This is a genomic window from Vibrio nitrifigilis, assembly GCF_015686695.1.
In the GTDB taxonomy this organism is placed as follows: domain Bacteria; phylum Pseudomonadota; class Gammaproteobacteria; order Enterobacterales; family Vibrionaceae; genus Vibrio; species Vibrio nitrifigilis.
In genome coordinates, this window is the sequence record NZ_JADPMR010000001.1 from 2572249 (window position 1) to 2597036 (window position 24788).

The 24788-nt window shown below is 35.2% G+C and carries 23 protein-coding genes and 4 pseudogenes; 22 read left to right on the forward strand and 5 right to left on the reverse strand.

Annotation, left to right across the window (positions count from 1 at the left end):
* Positions 1-248 precede the first annotated feature (248 nt).
* The 19 genes and pseudogenes from I1A42_RS11385 (at position 249) to I1A42_RS11475 (ending at position 17885) form a co-directional block, all read left to right on the forward strand.
* Positions 249-1377, forward strand: a pseudogene (locus I1A42_RS11385) (ISAs1 family transposase).
* A 150-nt stretch (positions 1378-1527) separates the two neighbouring features.
* Positions 1528-2613, forward strand: a complete 1086-nt coding sequence (rfbB, locus tag I1A42_RS11390; protein WP_196123529.1) for a dTDP-glucose 4,6-dehydratase — start codon at positions 1528-1530, stop codon at positions 2611-2613.
* A 7-nt stretch (positions 2614-2620) separates the two neighbouring features.
* On the forward strand, positions 2621-3490 hold the full coding sequence (rfbA, locus tag I1A42_RS11395) for a glucose-1-phosphate thymidylyltransferase RfbA (RefSeq protein WP_196123530.1): 870 nt from the start codon (positions 2621-2623) through the stop codon (positions 3488-3490).
* An 8-nt stretch (positions 3491-3498) separates the two neighbouring features.
* A complete protein-coding gene (gene rfbD / locus I1A42_RS11400; RefSeq protein ID WP_196123531.1) occupies positions 3499-4380 on the forward strand; it encodes a dTDP-4-dehydrorhamnose reductase in 882 nt (293 codons plus the stop codon).
* A 31-nt stretch (positions 4381-4411) separates the two neighbouring features.
* Positions 4412-4966 (forward strand): dTDP-4-dehydrorhamnose 3,5-epimerase, encoded by a 555-nt coding sequence (gene rfbC / locus I1A42_RS11405; protein WP_196123532.1) that lies wholly within the window; start codon positions 4412-4414, stop codon positions 4964-4966.
* A gap of 11 nt (positions 4967-4977) precedes the next feature.
* Positions 4978-5754 carry an ABC transporter permease gene (locus I1A42_RS11410; protein WP_196123533.1) on the forward strand — a complete coding sequence of 259 codons (777 nt, stop codon included), beginning with the start codon at positions 4978-4980 and terminating at the stop codon, positions 5752-5754.
* A 2-nt stretch (positions 5755-5756) separates the two neighbouring features.
* Entirely contained in the window at positions 5757-6503 is a 747-nt protein-coding gene (locus tag I1A42_RS11415; protein WP_196123534.1) for an ABC transporter ATP-binding protein, read from the forward strand.
* Between the two features lies 1 nt (position 6504).
* Positions 6505-7833: a glycosyltransferase family 61 protein gene (locus I1A42_RS11420; RefSeq protein ID WP_196123535.1), complete on the forward strand. Its 1329-nt coding sequence runs from the start codon at positions 6505-6507 to the stop codon at positions 7831-7833.
* Positions 7823-8221, forward strand: a complete 399-nt coding sequence (locus I1A42_RS11425) for a sugar 3,4-ketoisomerase (RefSeq protein WP_329604830.1) — start codon at positions 7823-7825, stop codon at positions 8219-8221. Before I1A42_RS11420 ends, I1A42_RS11425 begins: the two co-directional genes overlap by 11 nt.
* On the forward strand, positions 8211-9359 hold the full coding sequence (locus tag I1A42_RS11430; protein ID WP_196123536.1) for an ATP-grasp domain-containing protein: 1149 nt from the start codon (positions 8211-8213) through the stop codon (positions 9357-9359). The genes I1A42_RS11425 and I1A42_RS11430 overlap by 11 nt, the downstream gene beginning before the upstream one ends.
* 4 nt (positions 9360-9363) lie before the next feature.
* Entirely contained in the window at positions 9364-10293 is a 930-nt protein-coding gene (locus I1A42_RS11435; protein ID WP_196123537.1) for a Gfo/Idh/MocA family protein, read from the forward strand.
* 4 nt (positions 10294-10297) lie between these two features.
* Complete coding sequence (locus I1A42_RS11440) at positions 10298-10537, forward strand: hypothetical protein (RefSeq protein WP_196123538.1); 240 nt, start codon at positions 10298-10300, stop codon at positions 10535-10537.
* A gap of 11 nt (positions 10538-10548) precedes the next feature.
* Positions 10549-11649, forward strand: a complete 1101-nt coding sequence (locus tag I1A42_RS11445) for a DegT/DnrJ/EryC1/StrS family aminotransferase (protein WP_196123539.1) — start codon at positions 10549-10551, stop codon at positions 11647-11649.
* Positions 11636-12463, forward strand: coding sequence for a glycosyltransferase (locus I1A42_RS11450; protein ID WP_196123540.1), 828 nt, complete (start codon positions 11636-11638; stop codon positions 12461-12463). The genes I1A42_RS11445 and I1A42_RS11450 overlap by 14 nt, the downstream gene beginning before the upstream one ends.
* 42 nt (positions 12464-12505) lie before the next feature.
* Positions 12506-13540: a 3-deoxy-7-phosphoheptulonate synthase gene (locus tag I1A42_RS11455; protein WP_196123541.1), complete on the forward strand. Its 1035-nt coding sequence runs from the start codon at positions 12506-12508 to the stop codon at positions 13538-13540.
* A 219-nt stretch (positions 13541-13759) separates the two neighbouring features.
* Positions 13760-14909: pseudogene (locus I1A42_RS11460) on the forward strand (ISAs1 family transposase).
* Positions 14910-14933: 24 nt separating this feature from the next.
* Positions 14934-15464: an ISAs1 family transposase gene (locus I1A42_RS11465; protein WP_196123542.1), complete on the forward strand. Its 531-nt coding sequence runs from the start codon at positions 14934-14936 to the stop codon at positions 15462-15464.
* A 169-nt stretch (positions 15465-15633) separates the two neighbouring features.
* Entirely contained in the window at positions 15634-16506 is an 873-nt protein-coding gene (locus I1A42_RS11470; protein ID WP_196123543.1) for a glycosyltransferase family 2 protein, read from the forward strand.
* A 254-nt stretch (positions 16507-16760) separates the two neighbouring features.
* Positions 16761-17885, forward strand: coding sequence for an ISAs1 family transposase (locus I1A42_RS11475; RefSeq protein WP_196123544.1), 1125 nt, complete (start codon positions 16761-16763; stop codon positions 17883-17885).
* 13 nt (positions 17886-17898) lie between these two features.
* On the opposite strand, the pseudogene I1A42_RS11480 reads toward I1A42_RS11475, so the two are convergent.
* The 5 genes and pseudogenes from I1A42_RS11480 to I1A42_RS11500 form a co-directional block, all read right to left on the reverse strand.
* Positions 17899-18099, reverse strand: a pseudogene (locus tag I1A42_RS11480) (IS66 family transposase); the annotation flags it as partial.
* Positions 18100-18158: 59 nt separating this feature from the next.
* Positions 18159-18512: an IS66 family insertion sequence element accessory protein TnpB gene (gene tnpB, locus I1A42_RS11485; RefSeq protein WP_196123545.1), complete on the reverse strand. Its 354-nt coding sequence runs from the start codon at positions 18510-18512 to the stop codon at positions 18159-18161.
* Positions 18509-18828, reverse strand: a pseudogene (gene tnpA, locus I1A42_RS11490) (IS66 family insertion sequence element accessory protein TnpA). The gene tnpB and the pseudogene tnpA overlap by 4 nt, the downstream one beginning before the upstream one ends.
* A 233-nt stretch (positions 18829-19061) precedes the next feature.
* Positions 19062-19808, reverse strand: a complete 747-nt coding sequence (locus tag I1A42_RS11495; protein ID WP_196123546.1) for a glycosyltransferase — start codon at positions 19806-19808, stop codon at positions 19062-19064.
* Complete coding sequence (locus tag I1A42_RS11500; protein ID WP_196123547.1) at positions 19808-21682, reverse strand: polysaccharide biosynthesis protein; 1875 nt, start codon at positions 21680-21682, stop codon at positions 19808-19810. The genes I1A42_RS11495 and I1A42_RS11500 overlap by 1 nt, the downstream gene beginning before the upstream one ends.
* Positions 21683-21867: 185 nt before the next feature.
* Here I1A42_RS11500 and I1A42_RS11505 point away from each other — a divergent pair, with 185 nt between their 5' ends.
* The 3 genes from I1A42_RS11505 to wzy are packed head-to-tail and all read left to right on the forward strand — an operon-like array spanning position 21868 to position 24787.
* Complete coding sequence (locus I1A42_RS11505) at positions 21868-22821, forward strand: UDP-glucose 4-epimerase family protein (protein WP_408063519.1); 954 nt, start codon at positions 21868-21870, stop codon at positions 22819-22821.
* Complete coding sequence (locus I1A42_RS11510; protein ID WP_196123548.1) at positions 22818-23366, forward strand: sugar transferase; 549 nt, start codon at positions 22818-22820, stop codon at positions 23364-23366. The genes I1A42_RS11505 and I1A42_RS11510 overlap by 4 nt, the downstream gene beginning before the upstream one ends.
* 17 nt (positions 23367-23383) lie before the next feature.
* Positions 23384-24787 (forward strand): O-antigen polysaccharide polymerase Wzy, encoded by a 1404-nt coding sequence (gene wzy, locus I1A42_RS11515; protein WP_196123549.1) that lies wholly within the window; start codon positions 23384-23386, stop codon positions 24785-24787.
* Position 24788 lies beyond the last annotated feature (1 nt).

Consider the following 24788-nt stretch of genomic DNA (forward strand, 5'->3'; position numbering starts at 1 on the left):
TTGAGCAGAATATCGCTTTTGGGAGCTTGACCCAAGGGCGGTAGCGTGTTTAATGCAGAGGAAAGCATCAGGGCAGGGAAACCGCATGAACATCCTTGATTTTAAAGGGCTGAACTAAGGACAGAATTCTTTATATCGACACGATTTTTATTGACCTTTCTCGCATGTTTTTACATTAACAAAGGATCGATTTGTAGATCATTCTCATTGTTTTCTAATGGTTTCGTATTAAAAAACGGAGCCTTTTCATGACCAATTTAGCGAACCCATTTATGCATTTTTCAGCCTTAACCGATTATCGACAAACGGGTAAAGTCCCCCACAAATTGTCAGACATCATTTTACTGACGGTTTGTGGCGTTTTATCAGGGCAAGATACATGGGAAGGCATTGTTGATTTTGGTGAAATGAGACGAGATTTTCTCAATCATTATGGCGATTTTTCAGCGGGTATTCCGTCTGCCGATACCGTGGCAAGAGTGGTGGGGTTACTCAATCCGAAAGAGTTCCAATCGGCCTTTATTGATTGGATGAAAGACTGCCATGAACTCACGAAAGGCGAGGTTGTTGCGGTTGATGGAAAGACGGTGAGAGGGTCTTACAATAAAGCCAAAGGTAATCAAGCGATCCATATGGTTAACGTGTTTGCGACAGCGAATGGTGTTTGCTTGGCGCAATCCAAAGTGAACGAGAAAACCAACGAGATCACAGAGATACCCAAGCTACTGGAAATGTTAGATATTGCAGGTTGTTTAATCACGATTGATGCGATGGGTTGCCAACGAAAAATAGCCCAGAAAATCGTGGATAAAAGTGCAGATTACTTGCTGGCAGTGAAGGGAAATCAAGGCAATTTAGAGCAGGCATTTAACGACTACTACAAGCCTTCGATGTTGATGAAGTTTGATGGCGATAGCTATTCAAGTCAGGACAAAAGTCATGGTCGATTAGAGACTCGATGTGCACTGGTGAATGAAGACTTGAGTGTGCTAGGTGACCTTGAGTACGAATGGCCGGAATTGAAGAGCATGGGGCATCATGGTCAATGTAAGACAAGAAAGCGAGCACGCTTCAGAGAAAGAGGTGTCAGTTCGCTACTACATCAGCTCAAAAAAATTGAGTGCAGAAGAACTGCATAATGCGAGCAAAAGTCATTGGTTAGTGGAGTCAATGCACTGGCAATTAGACGTGGGTTTTAGAGAAGATAAATGTCGCATCAGAGTAGATGATCGAGCCGAGGAATTATCGAGGAACCGTCAAGCTTGTTTTAACTTATTGAAGCAAGAAACGAGTGCGAAAGGTGGTATCCAGCGTAAGAGAATGCGTTGCGCGATGGATGAAAACTATCTAAGTAAGGTTCTCGGAAGCCTTGAATGACGGGAATGTTCATGCGGTTTCCGTGCCCTGACTTAATACAGAATTTAGAGAATATGTTTTATTTGGAAATTAACAAAACGTTAAACTCATGCGTAAGCCTTGGCGTACCTAGTTATCTTACGCAATTACTTAAATGGAAATCACAGTTAGATGAAAATTTTGATTACTGGTGGTGCTGGCTTCATTGGTTCAGCCGTTGTGAGACATGTTATTAACCACACTCCTGATGAAGTGGTTAATGTGGATAAATTAACATATGCAGGAAATTTGGAATCACTAACTGAAATTGAATCGAGTTCAAGGTACACATTTGAGCATGCTGATATTTGTGATAAAGAAGATATGGAGAGTATTTTCGCGAAACACAAGCCTGATGCAGTAATGCACCTTGCCGCAGAATCTCATGTTGATCGTTCGATTGACGGCCCAGCCGCGTTTATTGAGACCAATATTGTTGGCACTTATACCTTACTTGAAGTTGCACGTAATTATTGGAATTCTCTTAAGAGCGATAAAAAATCGGTATTTCGCTTCCATCATATTTCAACCGATGAAGTATATGGTGACTTAGACGGGACTGACGATCTATTCACTGAAGAAACCTCATATGAGCCTTCTTCTCCGTATTCTGCATCCAAAGCGTCAAGTGACCATTTAGTTCGCGCATGGCTACGCACTTATGGTTTACCAACGATTGTAACTAACTGTTCAAACAATTATGGTCCTTTCCATTTCCCTGAAAAACTTATCCCTCTAACGATTCTAAACGCATTAGATGGTAAGGCTTTGCCTGTTTATGGTGACGGTATGCAAATCCGCGACTGGTTATTTGTAGAAGATCACGCCCGTGCGCTTTATAAAGTAGTAACTAAAGGGAAAGTCGGCGAGACCTACAACATCGGGGGCCATAACGAAAAAGCGAACATTGAAGTAGTGAAAACTATTTGTTCACTCTTGGAAGAATTGGTTCCTGCTAAGCCAAAAGGTATTACCCAATATCAGGATTTAATTACTTATGTAACAGACCGTCCTGGTCACGATGTTCGTTATGCTATTGACCCAAGTAAAATTGGTCGCGAACTAGGCTGGATTCCCGAAGAAACATTTGAATCTGGTATTCGTAAAACCGTTGAATGGTATTTAAATAATCGAGAATGGTGGAGCCGAGTATTAGATGGTTCTTATGCTATGGAACGTTTAGGTTCTACTTCTTCAAACTCACATCGATTGGTGTAATTAAAATATGAAAGGTATTATTCTTGCTGGTGGATCAGGCACTCGTCTTTATCCTATTACTCGTGGTATTTCTAAGCAACTGTTGCCAGTTTACGATAAACCTATGATTTACTATCCGCTATCGACCCTTATGCTGGCGGGGATTCGTGACATTCTTATTATCACTACTCCTGAAGATAATGAAAGCTTTCAACGTTTGTTGGGTAATGGTTCTGATTTCGGGATCAACCTCAACTATGCCGTTCAACCCAGCCCCGATGGTTTAGCTCAAGCCTTTTTGATTGGTGAAAATTTCATTGGTAATGACAGCGTGTGTTTAGTTTTGGGGGATAATCTCTTTTATGGTCAGTCATTTACTCAAACTTTGCTTCGTGCATCTTCGCGAGAAGAAGGTGCCACAGTATTTGGTTATCAAGTAAAAGACCCTGAACGTTTTGGTGTGGTGGAATTTGATAGCGAAATGCGAGCTATATCGATTGAAGAAAAACCAGAAAGACCTAAATCAAACTATGCGGTAACGGGATTGTATTTCTATGATAACCGAGTTGTGCAGATGGCAAAGCAAGTGAAACCATCTATGCGCGGAGAGTTGGAAATTACAACGTTAAATGAAATGTATCTTAATGACGGCACGTTGAATGTTGAATTACTCGGTCGTGGGTTTGCATGGCTTGATACAGGCACACATGACAGCTTGCATGAATCCTCGTCTTTTGTAGAAACTGTCCAAAAAGTACAAGGATTGAAAGTGGCGTGTCTTGAGGAAATTGCATGGCGTAATGGGTGGTTATCTTCAGGGGATATTGAGAAATTGGCAACTCCAATGATGAAGAATGATTACGGCAAATACCTAATCCGTTTAATTAGCGAACTTTGAGCGAAATAATGAAAATTATGATCACAGGAAGTAACGGTCAAGTTGGATGTAATCTTGTCCGTCTGCTATCTAATACTGAACATGATGTGTTTGCTTCAGACCGATACACGCTAGATATTACTGATGCTCGGCAAGTAATGGCGGCAGTTCGTGACTATCGTCCAGACGTTATTATTAATGCAGCAGCCTATACGGCGGTTGATAAAGCGGAAAATGACATTGAACTTGCGTTTGCTATTAATCGTGAAGGCCCGAAATTTTTGGCTCAAGCTGCTCAAGATGTGAATGCAGTTATTTTACATATCTCAACTGATTATGTGTTTGCAGGAAACAAAGAGGGTACTTATTTTGAATCAGATGAGACCGATCCTCACACCGTTTATGGTAAAAGTAAGCTAGCGGGGGAATTAGAAGTTGCTGCGAAATGCGATAAGCATATTATTTTACGCACTGCTTGGGTATTTGGAGAGTATGGAAGCAATAATTTTGTCAAAACTATGCTTCGATTAGCACCAACGAAAAGCTCTTTACGAGTCGTAGATGATCAGTTTGGTGGGCCAACTTATGCTGCAGATATTGCTACTGCCTTAATAGAAATTGCGACTCAAATAATTGAGCAAGGTAATAGAGATTTTGGTATTTATCACTTTTCGGGCTTACCGCATGTGACTTGGGCACAATTTGCTGACGTAATATTTGATAAAGCTCAAGAGCAATTTCTCTTGCTCAGTAAGCCTGATGTAAATGCTATTACTACAGATGAATATCCAACCCACGCCAAGCGTCCGGCAAATTCTCGTCTAGATACGCAGAAGATTACTCAGGTATTTGGTATTCAAGCTAGTGATTGGCAAGCCGCGTTATGCCATTTAAATGACTATTTAGTATAAACACTATTATAAATGGACGATAAGGATTGACATGAAAGTATTAGATACAAAGATTCCTGATGTAAAAATTATTGAACCAGAAATTTTTAGCGATGAACGAGGCTTTTTTATGGAAACATGGAAGCAAGATAAATTTGACAAATTAGTCGCTGGAAAAACAATAAAATTTCTCCAAGATAACCATTCAAAATCGATAAAAGGAACGTTACGAGGACTTCATTATCAGACAGAAAATACACAAGGAAAACTTGTTAGAGTAATCATTGGAGAGGTTTACGATGTAGCTGTTGATGTAAGGATAGGCTCACCGACATTTGGACAATGGGTCGGTCATAATCTTTCATGTGATAATCGCAAGCAAATGTGGATACCGGAAGGTTTTGCTCATGGATTTTATGTCTTAAGTGATGAGGCCCAGTTTGAATATAAATGTACCGATTACTATAATCCACAACACGAACAATGTATAAAATGGGATGACCCAGCTATTGGTATTAAATGGCCGATTGTAAACTCTGAACCAATTATTTCAGAAAAGGACAATAATGGCTATTTTATTCAAGATGAGAACTTGTTATTTTTGTAATTGAGGTAAGTGTGAAAATTTTATCTAGGCAATCTTTAGAATTAATAATTTTATTGACAGTAAATCATTTAAAAGTAAAATATAAAAGAACTATGCTTGGGTTTGCTTGGTCGCTTTTAAATCCAATAATGCAAGTATTAGTGATAGCTATTGTGTTTTCTACATTATTGCATCAAAATTTTGAACTATTTCTTATAAAACTCTTTCCTGCTCTTCTAGCTTGGATTTTCTTTGCAAATTGTATAAATTCTGGGGCAAATTCCATAATTTCAAATGAAAACCTTATTAGAAAAAGTCCTATCAATATTGCTATTTTCCCGATAGTTAGTGTTGCAGTTAACTTTATTGAATTTATATTATCTTTAACATTTTTGATAATAACTTATTTTTTTGTAACTGATGATATATCTGTTTATATATTGATCTTACCCATTTTGATTATATTTTATTTATTAACAGTAGTGGGATTAGTTCTCATTACTAGTGTATTAACTACTAAATATAGAGATTTTGGTTATTTAGTCGGGATAATATTACAACTAATGTTCTATATGACACCTGTAATATATACGAAAGACTATATTTATGGTAGGTTGACTCTATTAGACTTTATTCTGGATTATAATCCTATTGTGTATTTCATTGAATGGTTTAGAAATATAGTATCTTTAGGGAATATAATGGATTTTCGAAGTTTAATTGTTGGTTTAATTATATCTTTTGTAACAATATGTTTGGGTTACGTGTACTTTATTAAGAATGAAAAAGAATTAGTTCATAGGCTATAATTATGAAAAGTTGGATAAAATTTAAAGATGTTAGTTTTGAATATATAAAGTTCACCAACGCATCTAGTGGAATAAAAGAAAATTTTATATCCTTTATTAAGGAGTTAGGAAGAAAAAAAATCACTGAAGAACCATATAAAGTTTTAAATAATATTAACTTTGAACTTAATGAAGGTGATAGACTTTGTATTATAGGGAAAAACGGAGCAGGGAAAAGTACATTATTAAGGTTACTCACTGGCATATATTTCCCTTCCAAAGGAGAGATTGATATAAATGGAAAAATTTCTTCTCTAATAGAAATAGGAGCAGGAATGGACCATGAGTTAACTGGAAGAGAGAATATTTATATTATGGGGATGATATCTGGATTTTCTAAAAAAGAAATTCGACTCAAAGAAAATGAGATTATTGAATTTGCTGATATAGGTGATTTTATTGACGTACCAGTAAAATACTATTCTACAGGTATGATTGGACGTCTATCTTTTAGTACTGCCACAACAATTAATCCAGAAATATTAATTGTTGACGAATTATTTGCAGGAGGAGATATTAATTTTATTAACAAGGCAACAGATAGGATTGAAAAAATAAAAAATGAAGCAAAAATATTTATTTCCGTATCTCATGACATGGAATATACAAAGAAATTCTTTAATAAGATAGCTTATGTGAAAGATAACAAAATTGCATATTTTGGAGATGATATTAACTTAGCTGTAAACTCGTATATTAATGATAACTGAAATGAATTTAAATAAAATAAAAAAAATAATTTATCTTCTTATAACTGCTTTTTTTCTTCTGTTTCCTAAATTTATAAGAGATCAATATTGGCAAACTAAAGAATTATATATCTTTTGGGCTGGTAAGGTATATAGACATATTAAAAGTTGTTTTTTAACTAAATATAAATTGGTTGATAACATAGAGAAGTTAGATTGTATAGATAAATGTTTATTTTTTAATAAATCTAAAAATTTTTTTAATAAAATATCACCATCTAGTTACTATATAAACAAGAAGCAACTAAATTCACAAAGTGTGGTAATACATACAGCAGAATCATTTGGTTATCTTTTGAAAAATGTCACAATTATATGTGATAGTGACGCATTTATTTATAAAAACTATATTTATTCGCATGAAATAAATAGGCATTATTCATTTCACGAAATGAAGGCTGATAATATACAAAAGTATGATGAAAATAATAACTACGTTATTAAAAATAAAATAAAAAGTAACACAGATAACCAAAAATTATATGTTAGTCTCTTGACAGAAGTTTCTTACAATTATTGGCATTGGAGCTTTGAAATATTAACAAAACTGATTAAATTAAACGAAAGTATTAATAATATACCTTATAAAAAGAATGATATAGTTTTAGTTGTCGATAGCAAAATACCCAATCAATTTAAAAGGTCTTTGGATATTCTCAACAAAAATAATTTTGAAGTGCTATTATTAGACAATAGTCAAGCATTAAGTTGTAATAATGTTTTGTATATTTCTAATTTAAATATGATTATAAATAATAGACAATATACATCAAGACCAGAATTGGACTTTTATAGTGACAGAAGTTCTCTTATATCATTAAGAGAAGAGGTGCTTGAGTCGGAAAGAAATATTACTTTTGTTAACAAACCTAAGAGGGTATTTATTTATCGAGCTATTGGTTTAGGGGCACACAATCGTTCAATTGCTAATTATGAAGAGCTAATATACACATTGTATAAATATGAATTCACAATGATAAATGTATTCACTCTTACATATGATGAGCAAATAGAACTATTTGCCAATGCAGAAATTATAGTAGGCATGGCTGGTGCAGAATTTGTTAACCTTATTTATATGCATTCTGGCGCTAATGTTATTATGATAAACCCAGCAACTGCTGCAGCTTCTTTTTATTCATTTCAATATTTGGCAGATATTTCTAATGTTAACTTAAAATATTTCATGAGTAATAGTTCCAATTTAAATAATATTCATTCTGAATCAAGTGTTAACGTAAAATATTTTGAGAATTTATTAAAAGAAACATGTGAGAATTATTTTGAATAAAATAAAGTTTAAAACTTTAGGCGATGAAAGAGGATCTTTAGTCGCAATAGAACAAGGTTATAATATTCCTTTTGATATAAAAAGAGTATATTATATTTTTGATACAAAAAAAGGAGTTGAAAGAGGTTTTCACGCACACCACAATTTACAACAACTAGTAATAGCTATTAATGGTTCATGTGATTTTATAGTAGATGATGGACGAGAAAGAAAAATTGTACATTTAGACAATCCAAATGAAGGCTTATTAGTCAATGGTATAGTCTGGCGAGAAATGAAATCCTTTTCCGATGATTGTGTTCTCCTTGTTCTAGCTGATGATTATTATAACGAATCTGATTATATTAGAGATTATAATGAATTTAAGGAATTAATAAATGGAAAGTAAAAGGGTGTTATTGGTGGGCGCTAGTTTTAGTGCTATGCCAATTTTTGAAGTATTAAAGCAAGAAAAGTTTAATATTTCTGTATGCGGAGTAGATCCTGATGACCCATGCCATTTATATGCTGATGAGTCATTTTATGTCGATTATTCAGATAGAGAAAAATTGCTGGATTTATGTAAAAATAATTTTTTTGATTATATAGTGCCTAGTTGTAATGATTATTCTTACAATTCGTGCAGTTATGTTGCTAACGCTCTAGGGAGGTTTGTTGGTTTTGACGAGTTTCGTTCAACTAACATTCTACATACTAAATCTGGGTTTAGGGGGTTAACCGAAAAACTAAATTTATCTATCCCTAAAGTTTTTCATGACAAAAATGATATTAAACAAGAAGAGTTACCTGTAATAATTAAACCGAATGATAGTTTTAGTGGTAAAGGAATTACTAAACTAGATTCTTTAGATAACTTTCAGCGTGATTTTAAAGTTGCAAAAGAAAATTCTAGAACGAATACAGCAATAGTAGAAGAATTTGTAGAGGGACAACTTTTAAGTCACTCTGCATTTATAAAAAATGGTGAAATAAAGACAGATTTCTTTGTTAATGAGTTCTGTAATACTTATGATTATCAAGTGGATTTTTCTTATATTAATTATAATCTAAATGAAGATATTAAAAGGAAAATAAGAGCAGAGATTAAAACTATTATAAAAGAACTGCGTTTAGTAGATGGTTTAATACATACACAAATTATCGTTAATGAAAATAAATTTTGGCTGATAGAAACCATGAGGCGCTGCCCGGGTGATTTGTACGGGGTTCTTATAGAGAAATCTACAGGGTTTAATTATGTTAAATATTATACATATAGTTTTATCAATAAATCTTATGAACATATAGAACCTCTAAGAACAGAAAATATTGTAAGGAAAACTATATCTTCAGTATCTAGTTGTAATTTTAAAAGTTTACAAATTCCTACGTATAAAAATATTGAATTTTATCCTTTAAAAAATAGTGGTTTAAAGTTAAGTAAAGCCCCTTTTGATAAAGTCGGTATCATATTTGGTGAGTTAGTTAATAACGAATTTGGCGATAATGAAAATATTCTCATTGATAAGTATAATTTAGATTGGTAATAAAATGAAAAAGAAATTAAAAATCGCCTTTTTAGGTGGTGGCGTAAACTCGGCTATTGGGAGAACGCATAAAATAGCGATTAGTATGGATGAAAAATTCGATTTAGTTGCAGGATGTTTTAGTAAAAATGAACAAATAAATAGAGAATCCGCTGCTATATATGGTGTTGATGATAGTCGAGTTTATGCCACTTTAGATGAGTTAATCAAATTTGAAAAAAACAATATCGATTTAGTTTCTATTTTAACTCCAACACCAAACCATAAAGATGATGTTATAAAATGTATCGAATCTGGTATTAAAGTAGTTTGTGAAAAAGCTTTATGCCAATCAGTTCAGGACGCATTAGAAATAAAAAATAAACTAGAAGAATATAATGGCTTTCTTGCTGTTACCTATAACTATACAGGATACCCTATAGTTAGGGAGTTACGAGATATGATTCTTGGTGGAGATTTGGGAAAAATTGAGCAGATCCATATCGAGATGCCACAAGAATCGTATTCGAAAGTTGATGAGTCTGGTTCAGCATTAATACCACAAGACTGGAGGCTTCACGATATTGATCTTCCAAAAATATCTCTTGATTTAGGTACACATATTCACGATTTGACTCGTTTTTTGACGCAAGAACAACCAATCGAATTGGTAGCATTACAAAATAGTTTTGGTTCATTTCCGCAAGTAGTTGATAATGTTCTTTGCATAGCTAAATATTCTAATAATATAGTTTCAAATATATGGTTCAGCAAATGTGCAATAGGGTATAGAAATGGATTAAAGGTTAGAGTTTTTGGTAGTAAAGGTTCCGCATCCTGGACACAAATGAATCCGGAAATATTAAATGTTAGCTATAATAATGGACAAAAAAATATTATTGATAGAGCTTTGAATAATAACATTTTACTTTCTGAAGAAAGGTATAATCGATAGAGCTTTGAATAATAACATTTTACTTTCTGAAGAAAGGTATAATCGATTTAAAGCTGGTCATCCAGCTGGTTTCATTGAAGCATTTGCCAATCATTATTATGATATAGCTGATTTGATTTTATCAGATGAAAGATTAAATTCTCCGTTTGTTTTTGATATAGATGATGCTATTGAAGGGCTGAATATGCTTGATGCAATGAGAAACTCATCTGAATCTAATACTTGGGTAGAAGTCAATAAATAAGGTGTTATAACATGGTCTCTTTTTTGAATTTACATGATATTAATCAACAGTATCAGAGTGAGTTAAAAATAGCTTGTAATAAAGTTATCGACAGCGGTTGGTATATAAATGGTAATGAATGTTCCAACTTTGAGGATAACTTCGCTAAATATTGTGGCGTAAGTCATTGTGTTGGTGTCGCAAATGGATTAGATGCTTTAGCCATGATCCTTGAAGGATATAAAATTTTAGGTCACTTGAAGTTAGGGGATGAAGTTATCGTTCCAGCTAATACTTATATAGCATCTATTTTAGCTATAACTAAAGCAGGATTAACCCCTATACTCTGCGAACCAAGCTTAGATGATTATTTAATAGATTATAATCATATTGAAAGCCATATTTCAGAGAAAACCAAGGCAATTATGGCTGTTCATTTATATGGTCAAACATGTGATATGGATTCTATTAATATTTTGGCAAGAAAATATAATTTGCTTATAATAGAAGATTCTGCACAAGCTCATGGAGCAAAGTTTGACACGAAAAAATCGGGAAATTTGGGAGATGCGAGTGGATTTAGCTTTTACCCAGGGAAAAATTTAGGTGCATTGGGCGATGCTGGTGCAATAACAACAAATAATGGAGAACTTGCTGATGTAATTAGAAGTCTTGGTAATTATGGCAGTACCATGAAATATCAGCATATATATAAAGGCACTAATAGTAGACTCGACGAAATTCAAGCTGCTATGCTAAATGTTAAGCTGAAATATTTAGATTATGAAATTGAAAATAGAAGGAAAATTGCGAAATTATATATTAATAATATTAATAATATTAATATTATTTTACCTAAATGTCGAAATATGAATAACCATGTTTGGCACCTTTTTGTTATCAGAGTCGCTGATAGAAAGAAATTTGTAACATATATGGACAGTAATGATATCGAAACGTTAATCCATTACCCTACTCCACCTCATAAGCAGGCTGCTTATCAAGAACTTAATGAACTTTCATTCCCTGTTAGTGAGTTGCTTCATAATGAAGTGGTTAGTATTCCCATTTCTGGTGTGCAAACTATTAAAGATACAAATTATATTATTGAGGTTTTAAATGACTTCAGCTAGTCCGCTGGTTTCTATAATTATATCATCTTATAATCATGAAAAATATATAATAGATACATTAGATAGTATCTATTACGACTCATATCCAAATAAAGAGTTATTAATTATTGACGATGGGTCTACTGATGGTACTACTAAGAAAATTAAAGAATGGATATTTTCAAAGAAAGAGGAGATAACTATTTTTTTCAAAGAGGGTACCAATAGAGGGATAACAAAGAATTTAAACGAATTGATTTCGCTTGCTAATGGAGAATATATTTGTGGTTTAGCTAGCGATGATATTTTATTTGATAATGGCATACAGGAACGCATTAATTACCTTATTTCAAATAAGGATAAATTAGCTGTTATTGGTGATAGTACCGTTATTGATGATACCGGAAAGGAAATACATAAAAGTTGTCTTAGGGATTATTTTAAAGTTGATATAGAACAGTATTCTACAAATCAGGGTATAAGGAATCAAGTTATTCTTCATTGGGCTATTGCGGGCCCTACTTTTTTAGCAAAAAGGTCTTTATATTCAGAAGAAAATATGATTTATAATGAAAGTTTAATTGGAGAAGATTGGGATTTTGCTTTAAAACTAGTCTCTAAGAATTTGTTAGGTTATATAGATGTCAAAGTTGGTGCTTATCGATTACATTCAACAAATACTTCTAGAGTTAAAGAATTTGAAATATTAAAAGATAGAATTAAAACTATTTGTATTAATTTAAAGTTTTTTAATTTTTTTGACAAGTTTAAACTGGTTTTTATTTTATTAAAATTGGCTAGATTTTACATTAAAAAAAAATTAATTAATAAATAAAGGTCAAGTTTGACCTGCTTTATTGTGTTGTTGAGGTTATTTATGAAAAGTGTTATTTGGGATGGTAGTGATTCGTCGAAAGGATTGGTTACTCCTAATGAATTAAAAGTATTGCATCCACTTAGCCAAAATTCATCTTTATTTATCAAAAAATCAAAATTGACTGTAGCTAATATTATTTCCGGTAAAGATAATAGAATTTTAATTGTTTGCGGTCCCTGTTCGATACACGACCCTGAAGCTGGTTATGAGTACGCTAAACGTCTAAGCTTACTTTCGAAGAAATACGGTGACAAGCTTTTTTTTGTAATGAGAGCATATTTTGAAAAGCCTAGAACGACAGTAGGTTGGAAAGGTTTGATTAATGATCCTGATATGGACGGATCTTTAAAAATTGAAAAAGGACTAAAGTTAGCCCGTGAATTTTTAGTTAAAGTTGCAGAATTGGAAATACCACTTGCTACTGAGGCTCTTGATCCCATGACTCCAACTTATTTTTCAGATATTTTTACATGGGCCGCAATTGGTGCAAGAACTACTGAATCTCAGATTCACCGAGAATTGGCTAGCTCTTTAAATATGCCGGTTGGTTTCAAAAACTCTACTAATGGCTCTATCGAATCTGCAATTAATGGAATTATATCTTCACGTCAACAGCATCATTTTATAGGAATTAACAATTTTGGTTTAGTTGATATTATTAAATCAACCGGTAATCCGGACACTCATGTTATTTTACGTGGAGGTTCTAGACCAAACTTTGACTCAGCTAGTGTAAATATATGCGAGTCACAGATATCTAATATGGGCTTAAATCCATCTATAATGGTTGATTGTAGTCATGGTAATTCAAATAAAAATCATTTAAATCAGAAATTAGTAGCTTTAGATGTTATTCAACAAATTAATAATGGATGTAAGAGTATATTTGGGCTAATGTTAGAAAGTTTCTTGCTGGAAGGCCGGCAAGATATTAATGATCAAAGCATGAATTTTGGACAGTCAATCACTGATGCATGTTTAAGTTGGGGACAGACAGAGGATTTGATTCAGAATATATATTCCATGTTACGTTAATTAATATACTAACTAAAAGTATCGATGTCTATTATCGATACTTTTAGAGAAAGCCCCATGAACATCCTTGATTTTAAAGGGATGAACTAAGGACAGAATTCTTTATATTGCCACGATTTTTATTGACCTTTCTCACATGTTTTTACATTAACAAAGGATCGATTTTTAGATCATTCTCATTGTTTTCTAATGGTTTCGTACTAAAAAACGGAGCCTTTCATGACCAATTTAGCGAACCCATTTATGCATTTTTTCAGCCTTAACCGATTACCGGCAAACAGGCAAAGTTACGCACAAATTATCAGACGTTATTTTGCTGACGGTTTGTGGTGTTTTATCGGGACAAGATACATGGGAAGGCATTGTTGATTTTGGTGGAATGAGACGATATTTTCTCAATCATTATGGCGATTTTTCAGCGGGTATTCCGTCTGCCGATACCGTGGCAAGAGTGGTGGGTTTACTCAATCCGAAAGAGTTCCAATCGGCCTTTATTGATTGGATGAAAGACTGTCATGATCTCACGAAAGGCGAGGTTGTCGCGGTTGATGGAAAGACGGTGAGAGGGTCTTACAATAAAGCCAAAGGTAATCAAGCGATCCATATGGTTAACGTGTTTGCGACAGCGAATGGTGTTTGCTTGGCGCAATCCAAAGTGAACGAGAAAACCAACGAGATCACAGAGATACCTAAGCTACTGGAAATGTTAGATATTGCTGGTCGTTTAATCACGAACGATGCGATGGGTTACCAACGAAAAATAGCCCAGAAAATCGTGGATAAAAGCGCCGATTACTTGCTGGCAGTGAAGGGAAATCAAGGCAATTTAGAGCAGGCATTTAACGACTACTACAAGCCTTCGATGTTGATGAAGTTTGATGGCGATAGCTACTGGATATCTACTGATAGCTACTCAAGTCAGGACAAAAGTCATGGTCGATTAGAGACTCGATGTGCCCTGGTGAATGAAGACTTGAGTGTGCTAGGTGACCTTGAGTACGAATGGCCGGAATTGAAGAGCATGGGCATCATGGTCAATGTAAGACAAGAAAGCGAGCGCGCTTCAGAGAAAGAGGTATCAGTCCGCTACTATATCAGCTCAAAAAAATTGAGTGCAGAAGAACTGCATAATGCGAGCAAAAGTCATTGGTTAGTGGAGTCAATACACTGGCAATTAGACGTGGGTTTTAGAGAAGATAAATGCCGCATCAGAGTAGATGATTGAGCCGAGGAATTATCGAGGATCCGTCAAGCTTGTTTTAACTTATTGAAGCAAGAAACGAGTGCGAAAGGTGGTATCCAGCGTAAGAGAATGCGTTGCGCGATGGATGAAAACTATCTAAGTAAGGTTCTCGGAAGCCTTGAATGACGGGAATGTTCATGCGGTTTCCGTGTGAACCACCCCCGATTACATGAGCTATTTCAATCAAACTTTTCATTTGAAAAACTCTCAGACTATTCGTCTCATGCAGTAGAAGAAGAGGAAGTAAGGCTGAGGGGAAGAAAAATGATAAGAACCTACATTACAGTGCCTTTTAATGAGACGTTTGGTGACTTTGCAGTAGATTGGAAAGAGATAAAAACCTTATGTATAGCAATGACATACCAGAAAATGAATGGCGAGGCCGGAGGGCATTTAGGGATACGTTATTTTATCTGTTCGAAAGCGCTGTCGAGTGAGGATTTTGGAGCATTGTGCCGAGGGCATTGGGGTGTGGAAAGTATGCACTGGTGGTTAGATTCAGTGATGCGAGAGGACGGTAGCAAGATAATCTATGCATATGCAGCAGAAAATTTATCACGGATAAGGCAGATGTGTATGAACTTTATCAAGTTGGTAGAGATGAAAGGAACATTAAAACGTCGACAGCTCAAATGTGCACTGAATACAGAATTTAGAGAGTATGTTTTATTTGGAAATTAACAAAACATTAACTTATGCGTGAGCCCTGGCGAAAGGTGGTATCCAGCGCAAGAAAATGCGTTGCGCGATGGATGAAAATTACTTAAGTAAGGTACTCGGAAGCCTTGAATGACAGGAGCGTTCATGCGGTTTCTATGTATCAACTGACGAAAACTAAGATACAATAAAGATGAGAAAATTAAGTTATAGTGTATTATTATGTGCATATAATGGTGAGTCATATATTAGGCAACAGATAGAGAGTATATTAGAGCAGTGTGAGAAACCACAAACTATTATTATATCTGATGATAGTGAAAGAAACGATACTTATAAAGTATGTATGGAAATTTTTAATGAAAGAAAATTTACTAATTTTAAATATATTAAAGGTCCTCAAAAAGGAGTTATATTAAATTTCCTTAAAAATATTAAGTATAATAATTCTGATTACTTATTTTTATCTGATCAAGATGATATATGGCATAAAGATAAAATAAAAATATTTACGGAAAACATATTAAATAATGACTGTGGTAAACCATCCCTATGGTATTCTGACGCAGAGCTAATTGATGAGTTTGGGCAAGTTATATACGATAGTTTTTTTAAATATCAAAAATTATCAACTAATGTTTTTAAAGATGAATCGATCTTTTATAAAAATGCCGTACAAGGTGCTACATGCTGTCTCAATAGAAGTTTATGTGAGAAAGTTATTGAAATTAATGATATTTCAGATAGTAATAAAATAATCATGCACGATTGGTGGATCGCCTTAATAGCAAAATATTTTGGGTATGTATATTTTATTAATAAACCAATGATAATGTATAGACAACATGGAAAAAATCAGGTCGGAGCAAGGAGAAGCTTTAGACAATTATTATATTATATTTTACACCCTAGGAAAGCATTCTCTATTATAATAAAAATAGAGGAACAAAAAAAAGAGTACATTCGAGTAGCAAAAATTCTTGGGGTTGAAATAGACGAAATGAAATATTCTTTTTGTATAAAAACGAGCATAAAAAGAATAATATATAAATTATTCCATCAATAGGGAAACCTCATGAACATCCTTGATTTTAAAGGGATGAACTAAGGACAGAATTCTTTATATCGCCACTAGGGCAAACGCATGAAACCCCTTGATTTTAAAGGCCTGTAGAAAAGGTTATTTTTGAAGAGCCGCTCGGTTTACCATCATCAAATAAACTTTAACTCACAATAAGTTAATTGATCATGATGATCAACAAGTTCCTTATTATGACTTTGTGATCTGATAGTCTCACTATCAATCACTAAGTTTAACTCATGGATAAAAAATCATTGTTTGAGCACCTTTCTATCGTAAGAGATTTTCGTCAAGACTGGAAAGTCGACCATAAATTGACAGATATTTTGTTCCTCACTGTTTGTGCTGTGATTGGCGGAGCGGATGGTTGGGATGAGATAGAAGATTTTGGTCAAATTCACGAGTCTTGGTTTAGAGCCAGAGGAGAATTTGAGCAAGGCATACCGAGTCGCGATACCATTCGGCGGGTGATGAGTAAGATTAATCCGGCAAAGTTGCAACAAGCCTTCATTGCTTGGATGAAAACGTGTCATGAGCTAACGGGCGGTGACATTGTTGCCGTCGATGGTAAGACATTGAGGCGCTCTTTCTCAAAAGACCACAGTGCCATTCATATGGTCAGTGCGTTCTCGGTGAAAAATTCGATTGTGTTAGGGCAGGTAAAAACAGAAGAGAAATCGAATGAGATCACCGCCATTCCGGAGTTATTGGAGCTACTTGATATTAGCGGGTGTTTGGTGACGTTAGATGCAATGGGTTGTCAAACTAAAATCGCTAATAAGATTATAGAGTCGGGAGCGGACTATCTTCTGGCGGTCAAAGGGAATCAAGGTCGACTGGAAGAGGCGTTCATTAAGCACTTTCCGATGCCAGCAATCTTGACATGGTCCGGAGACAGTTACGTGACCACGAACAAAATCGAGCACGGACGGCAAGAGCAGAGGCTTTATATCACCAGTGAGTTGTTTGATGACTTTGTAGACTTAGGCTTTGAATGGCGCGGCATGAAGACATTGGGGATTTCGATGTACATGCGCAGTAAGCCTGGAGAAAAACCGAATGCAGATGAGATATTTATTCGCTATTACATCAGCTCTAGGACATTGAGTGCAGAGCAATTTGCTGAGTCTATCCGTAGTCACTGGCATGTCGAAAATAAGCTGCATTACAAGTTGGATGTGGGTTTCAACGAAGACCAAAGTCGGATACGAACAGATGATGGATCAGAAAATTTTGCTAGGATCCGCCACATGTGTGTATCACTGATATCGAATGAAAAAACGTTCAAAGGTGGAGTAAAACGCAAAAGGAAGATGGCGGGAATGAGTGAAGCGTATTTAGAGAAGGTTCTCGCAGCCCTTTAATGATGGGCACCTGGTCGCCCTGAGCTTCGTTATAAGGTTTTAACGCTTCAGAGCGTTTGGCGAACTGACGGTCAAGTGCCAGTTTGAACTGCTCAATCAAGGATTGGCGCTCTTGCTACCACTCTTTTTTTTCAGACATCAACGCCTTCACCATCGCTTGAAGTCCCGCGATGTTTTGGCTGTCTGGATTGATGTCGGGGGTCGTCTTTTTCATGGTAGTTATTGTACTTAATACCGATAAAAAAGGCTTGGTTTATCTGACTGTTATTGCCATTAACCCATTGTAAAACTGTCGATTTTCACCGGTTTATGGCCGATTATTGTGAAGCCAGAAAGCAGTCTATCGAGGTCAAATTGCGTTAAGGTAAACACCGTATTTTTCTCTTGCGTGGGCCACTTAAACTTGGCTTTTTCGAGGCGTTTATACCAGAGCGCATAACCCGTTTGGTCCCAATACAACGCTTTGATTTTATCGCGTTGTTTATTGGTGAAGAGGAACAATGCCCCCGAACCCAGTTCGAGGTCGGTTTCGGATTCAATCAACAGCGCCAGACCATTGATAGACTTTCTGAAATCGACAAACTCGCGGTATAAATACACCACTGGCGCGGTCATCATGCGTTTCATGATAAGGATCCAATCAACTCAGCAAGATAGTGTGGTGGCGTGCCTTGAGGAATACTCAATTCGACGTTACTTACCATCAAAGTCATGTTGGCTATCGACGTCTGGGTCAACTTGCGACACGTAGTCTTTTCAATAATTTCGGCCTTAACGAAACCACTCTGATTCGCGGAATGCTTAACACTCAGCTTTTGCCGCTTGGCGTAGAATGTCGATACGCTAATGCGGTGTTTTGGCAAAAAGCGTGTTGTGTAAGCAAGCTGGCTTGGCATTGTTCAATCAGAGAAAGCCATTCTTGGTCGGTGCGTCGTTTATACATATCACATCTCCTTTGGATTGGAGATGTGATCATAGAGTGCGCAAAAGCTGATTAGAATGTGGTGTTTATGGTGCGCTTACCAATAAGTTAATTGATCATCATGAGCAATTAACTTATTGTGAGTTAGGGTTTATTCGATATATGGTAAAACGAGTAGCTCTTCAAAAATAACCTTTTCTACAGGCTTTTAAAACCAAGGGGGGTCATGCGTTTGCCCTGATCTAGTCGGTGGATTAAGGATTACAATAAAACTTTATTAAGCTTATAGTATACCAAAAAAAATTTTTAGAGAAAATTTTTCTATTATCATGTTGAGCTAAGTGAATGGCTTCTATCTGAGGGAAATACATAACGTTTTTCCCCTTTTGTATTGCTCTCTTACAAATGTCGGCATCTTCAAAATACATGAAATATCGTTCATCAAATCCACCAAGTTCTTCATATGTTTCTGCTCTAAACAGTAGAAATGAGCCAGCTGCCCAGTCTATGCGTACAGGCTCTTTTATTGTGGATTTGTCATAAATATCTTTTCTTAGTACACCGAGTAATCCTCGTAGGGGATTGAGTAAAGAATGTTGACGTCGAATGGAATTATCAAATTCTGTTTTTTCTTTATTTCTATATAAGTTGATAGCTGAGATATCAGATTGGTGTGTATCAGCAAGTTTCACCAACTGGTTGAGCGATTGATTATCGATGATGACATCAGGGTTGAGAGCCAGAAAATAATCCTCTGTTTTCATGTCCAATTTTTTTTTCGTAAACTCAAATATTTCATTATTATTTGCACCAAATCCTTTTGGCTGATTGGATGTGAGTAGGTGAATTCCTGCATCATTACAGTACGCGGTCAACTCCAAGGTTGGTTGGGTATTAGATTTTAAAACAACACTGTATTGCTTGGATAATTCTTTTAAAGTGTTGTCGCTAACAATCATCTCATCATGATTATGATTTACCACCGATATAAAAACTGCCATTATTGAATACTCTTTTTCGCTGTATACCCTGTCGGGGCATCTGATAATATGCGAAGCGTGCAATTAACATCGAAGTTGTGACAGCATTCATCGAGCTCTAGAAGTAGAGCGTTCATTTCATCCCAAGTTAGTTTGTCTTCAGAGGCTGTCATGATTTTTTTATGGCTGGTTCCTTCCACATTGTCTCCAATTAGCAACTCTTCATAGAGTTTTTCTCCAGGTCTGAGACCGGTAAATTTAATCTCAATATCACCATCGTCACTCCTCCCATCATAATATTCTTTCATCCCCATGAGATGAATCATTCTTGTCGCTAGATCGAGAATTTTAACGGGTTCACCCATGTCTAATACGAAAACCTGCCCATTCATCCCCATCGCTCCAGCTTGAATCACTAACTGAGCGGCTTCTGGAATAAGCATAAAATAACGAATAATATCAGGGTGTGTGACAGTGACAGGGCCCCCTTGTCGAATTTGCTTTTTAAACAATGGCACTACCGAGCCTGAAGAACCGAGTACGTTACCAAACCTTACCATGGTAAATGTAGTTGCTGTTTGTTTATCTGCTAATGCTTGCAGAACCAGTTCTGCCATACGCTTGGTTGTGCCCATAACATTGGTTGGGCGCACAGCTTTGTCAGTAGAGATTAATGTGAAATTTGTTACACCGGCATTGATTGCGGCTTTGGCGCAGTTTAAGGTTCCGAATACGTTGTTACGTAATCCTTCAATTATGTTATCTTCAACAATTGGGACGTGCTTGTATGCGGCTGCATGATATATAGTTTCTACATTATACATCGTCACCAGATTGAGAACACGGTTCTCATTTTGCACAGATCCTAAAGCAGTCACAATCTTTGTGTCTGACTTTAAGTTTTTCTTTAGCTCTTGGATTTCTTGGTCTATGGCATAAAGGTTATATTCATTGAGTTCGAAAAGAACCAATGTAGATGGATGCTGAGCAAAGATTTGTCGGCATAGCTCTGATCCTATTGAACCACCCGCACCTGTCACCATAACGGATTTTCCAACGATATTTTTTTGTAATAAGTCTTGATTCGGCTCTACTGGAGCTCGACCTAGTAAGTCGGCTACGTCAAGATCTTGTACATCTGTTGCTTGGGCTCTTCCTGCTGCGATATCTTCAACGCTGGGTACAGATTGTAATTCAATCGGCCATGACGACAATTTGTCTAGTAGGCGTAGGCGAGCTCCTTTATTGATGTTGTTGATCGCTAAGAGCAGCTTAACCGGTTCATAAAGCGATTGAAGGTTTTTGAATTCACTGCTGTGATGCACACGAATGCCAAAAATAATTTGACCTGCTTTTTTAGGATCGTCATCCAACATGATGACTGGATGGTACTCGTCACCTTGAATCAAGGCATAGGCCAAGTCTCTTCCTGTTGCTCCTGCGCCATATATGAAGACGTTTGGTTTACGCTTTTTATAGTAATGATAATAAATCGTTCGTATAAAAATACGCGGGCCGCCTAAAAAGAGTGTAGCTAACCCGACATAGATAAATGGAACACTGCGGGGGATAAAAGCGTGTAAGAAAAAGCCACTAAGGGAAAATGTGAGTGAAGAAATGATGACCGAGAGAAAAATATACCCTATGGCTGGTAGCATCATATAACGAAGTACTGCGCGGTACATGCCTAAACGAACAAAGCAAAACAGAGTGACACATAAGGTAAGCAGTATTGCCCCTAACTCAGATGGACCTAACTCAAAATCTAAGCTATTTAAGCGCAGTGCAATAGAAATATAAAGAGCGAAGGTGATTGCGCAACAATCGTAGATAATAGTAAAAGCGCGCTTATTCGAACGTTTAGTGCTAAGAAAAAATTGAATAGATTGCCACATTATTACTTGCTTATTATGCAGATTCAGCACTATCGCTGAATAATAGTTCATTATTTTATAAAGATCAGATTGTAGTGGTCTTGTCCTGATTTTGCTAGTATTTACGTCAAATTAGTGGGGTATCTGTTGATATCTTATCTGCCATATCAATCTAGTTTGTTATTGTGATGTGTTTAGGAGTCTCTTTGAATATTTTTATCACTGGTATGACCGGTTTTGTTGGTAGGGCAATAGCCGAGGAAGCTCAATTTCGAGGTTTATTTGTTACAGGGCAGGCCGTTCACCAAATGCATGAACATTTTCCAACAACATTGATGTCTGTAAATAGCGATAGCAATTGGTCTGAGTGTCTCGAACATGTTGATTGTGTTATTCATTGTGCGGCGCATGTGCATCAGATGAATGATTTGGATGGCTCTAATTTTTATCGTGAAGTTAATACGTTTGGGACATTAAATCTTGCAAAACAAGCTGCAATAGTGGGGGTTAAACGGTTCGTTTTTGTTAGTTCTATAAAAGTGAATGGTGAATACACATTGCCAAATCAGCCATATGTAGAAGATGTTGATTCAAAACCAACTGATCCATATGGCATCAGTAAATATGAGGCTGAGCAAGGCTTGATGGCGTTAGCGAAAGAGACATCTATGGAAGTGGTGATTATTCGCCCACCTTTAATTTATGGACCGGGAGTGAAAGCCAACTTTTTATCTATGATGAATTGGATCTATAAAGAAAAGCCTCTTCCTCTAGGAGCTATAAAAAATCAACGTAGCTTAATATTTGTTAATAATCTGGTCGATTTCATATTTAAAGCAATTAGTGATCCCAAGGCTGCAAATCAAACGTTTTTAGTTTCTGATGATCATGATGTGTCGGTAACTCAGCTACTCAAGGAAATTGCCATCACTATGAACAAGTGTCCGATGTTAATACCTATTCCTCAATTATGGATTTCTGCTCTATTAAGACTATTAGGTAAGAGTCATATAGATAAGAAACTTACGGGATCTCTTCAATTAGATGTTACTAAAGCTAAGTGTCTTTTAGACTGGAAGCCTAAATATGCGTTTCATGAAGGAATAAGATTGACTGTTGAGCATTATCTAGTTCAGAAAGAGGAAAATAAACAAAAATGATTAGGTTTATTGATTTGGGGTTAGCATTATTGGGTTTTATTTTACTTTTACCCATATTTTTATTTCTATATGTTTTGGGGTTATTTGACACAGGATCTCCTTTATTTTTTCAAGAGCGGGTAGGTAAAAATCAAAAGCCATTCATACTGATTAAGTTCCGTACTATGCCTTTGCATACTAAATCTGTAGCTACGCATTTAGTCGGATCTGGTTCGGTCACTAAGATTGGCCATATATTACGTCGAACTAAACTTGATGAGCTTCCTCAACTGATCAACGTAATAAAGGGAGACATGAGTTTAGTTGGCCCCCGTCCTTGTTTATATAACCAGGAAGATGTTATAAAAGAGAGGGAAGAGCGGTGTGTTTTCTCGGTTAGGCCCGGTATTACCGGTTTTGCACAAATAAAATCGATAGACATGTCTAATCCAAAGTTACTTGCTGAATTGGATAGTAAAATGATAGAAAGTCTGAATGTAAATAAATATTTCTATTATATTTTAAAAACCATTTTTGGAAATGGTCTGGGCGATAGGATTAATTAGTTTTCATGGTGATAGTTATGGGGTTAGGTTCTAGAGTAGCTTACATTAATAAGTTTCAAATTTTAATTAACCTGCTTATAATTTTATTTGCTTTAATTAATTATAATTATGATTTTGTTTCAAATATAGGTCTTATGCCCTACTTGATAGTTTTGTTGATTTTTTCGTTGTTTTTTTCAAATTATAAATCAGATATTAATATTACATCTGCGTACTCTTTCTTTATTTTTTCTGTTAGTATCTTTATTCTAGGACGTTTTTTTTCATACGTTTTTAGTCCTGATGAAAAATTGTACGAAATGTCATTTTTTGTTAAGTATAAATTGAATGACGAAGGAGCCTTAAAATTAACGACATATGTGGTTACAGCTATAGCTTTTTTAGATATTGGTTATCGGTTGGGTAAATTAAAAAATTATAATTTTAGAAAAATTGAAATTGATCATCTATGGATGAAAAAGCTATGTAAATTATGTTTAATTTCTTCACCAATTATTTTATATGACGTTATATCAAATGTATTTTTGGCATGTGAAAGTGATTATCTATCTACTAAATTGTGGCAGGTAGGGGATTATAGTATCCATATTGATAGTTTGATAAAAACTATTTTTTATATTTGTTTTTCTTACTCGGTCACCTTTGGGTATAAAAGAAAAACATTTATAGTAATTTTTATATTTATGACTTTTTCATCTTTATACATTGGTGCAAGAGGTCCAATAGCAACTGCTGCACTGTTTTTAATATGGATGCTTTTCGACTGCGGTAAATCAAAAATAAATTGTAAGAAATTATTTTTCACATCAGTGTTTTTTGTATTTATACTAATTTTCATAATTTTATTTATTAAGTATTTCTCAGCAAGAGCGATTTATAGTGATTCAACACAAAGTTTATTGACATTAGCATCAGGTTTTTTTTATCAACAAGGCTTATCTTTAATGGTATTTGATTTGTCGATGAAGATAGAACATTATCCAATCCTAGCATATATTCAATCTTTCATCCCCGGATCTAGTGCTATAATGTCATTATTTCATCCTGTGGAATATTATGAGACTAGTTTTTCTCATGCGCTTGCTCATCAATTAAACCCACAATTATTTAACTCGGGTTTTGGTACTGATTGGACACTATTCAGCGATTTTTATGTTTTTGGTGGAATGAATCTTGTTGGTTTTTGTGTAGTAGCATTAGGTTTTGGAGCTTTGTTTTCAATTTTACAAAACAGCTCTGAAAAATCATCTTTCTGGTACTTACTATTAGTTGCACTGTTTATGAGATTAATATTTTTACCTAGGTCAACTTTAACTAGTATTATTCCTTTTTCAATATATTTATATTTATTTGTTATAGTCTTTCCTAAGATATATTATTTTTTTAAACATAATATTGCGAATATTACTAACACGAAGTAGC